1 protein-coding gene is annotated in these 1,181 nt (G+C 74.1%); it reads left to right on the top strand.

The genetic code is table 11. The features are described 5' to 3' along the window. A partial coding sequence (locus DMH08_RS40710; RefSeq protein ID WP_158642474.1) for a hypothetical protein occupies positions 1–867 on the top strand: 867 nt, incomplete at its 5' end. Positions 868–1,181 lie beyond the last annotated feature (314 nt).

The following is a 1,181-nucleotide window of genomic DNA, read 5'->3' as shown; positions in this document are numbered from 1 at the left end:
GGGACGGCCGCGGGGGCCGGGGGCGGCGCGTCGGCGGCCGGGTTCTTCGCGAGCGTGGGCGGGAAGATCGCCGTCGGCGTCGCGGGGGCCGCGCTCGTCGGCGGCGGCGTGAGCGCCTACGCCGTCGGCCGCGACACGCCCCCCGAGCAGCCGCCGACCCGCCCGGCCGCCGCGGCGGTCGCCGTCCAGAACCAGCGGATGGACGGCCTGCCGATGGTGGTGCGCTCGCAGTACGTGCGCGTCAGCGGCCACCGCGACCCCGCCGTCGAGCAGCGGATCAACCAGGCGCTCCGCTCCCCGGTCGACTGGACGATCCAGCGGGTCCGGGCCATGACGCAGCAGATGGGAACCGGTTGCACCCAGGACGCCGTTGTGGAGCTGACCGCACGGATCGGTATCAGGAACTCGTCCCTGATCTCCGTGCTCTATCCCGACAACAAGTCCGTCCTGTGCTTCCCCGCGGACGGTGAGCTCGCGGGCTGGGCGGTCACCGTGGACGCGGAGACGGGCCGCGCCTACACGGCCGACGACATCTTCAAGCCCGACACCCTCACCCCGACCGGGATCAGCACGCTGCTCGACCGACTGGCCTACGTGACCGATGAAACCGTCACCCACATGTGGGGCCCGAACGGCTGCGCGCGGAACCAGCCGCCGGAACGCTCCGACTTCTTCCCCGAGCAGAGCCCGGAAGGCATCTCCCCGGAACAGATCCCGCCCGCCGCGACGGTCTTCTTCGCTCCCGACCGGTTGGTACTGAACTGGTCGACCGAAGGGAGCGGCTGCATGAAAACCCGCCTCGCCGCCCCCTACGCCAAGGTCCGCGACCTGCTGAAGCCCGACCTCGCCGCCCACCTCCCGGCCTGACCCGGCACACGGCCCCCGGCTCCGCCGCAACCGAACTCGAGCCCCCGCGAGGACGCACCGCGTCGTCCTCGCGGGGGGTGTGAACAAACCGGGCCCACCGAAGGGAGCGGCGGCAAGAGACCCCGCCCCGCCGCCCCCTCCGCCAAGGTCCGCGACCTCCTGAAGCCCGCCCTCGCCGCCCGCCGCCCGGCCTGCCCCGCCACACGGCCCCCGGCTCCGCCGCAACCGAACTCGAGCCCCCGCGAGGACGCACCGCGTCGGCCTCGCGGGGGCTCGAGTTCGGTTGCGGCGGAGCCGGGGGCCGTGTGCCGGGT

The organism is Actinomadura sp. WAC 06369, from assembly GCF_003947565.1.
GTDB classification, from domain to species: domain Bacteria; phylum Actinomycetota; class Actinomycetes; order Streptosporangiales; family Streptosporangiaceae; genus Spirillospora; species Spirillospora rifamycini.
The sequence above is the reverse complement of the archived record's forward strand: the minus strand, read 5'-3'. Positions and strand labels throughout refer to the sequence as shown.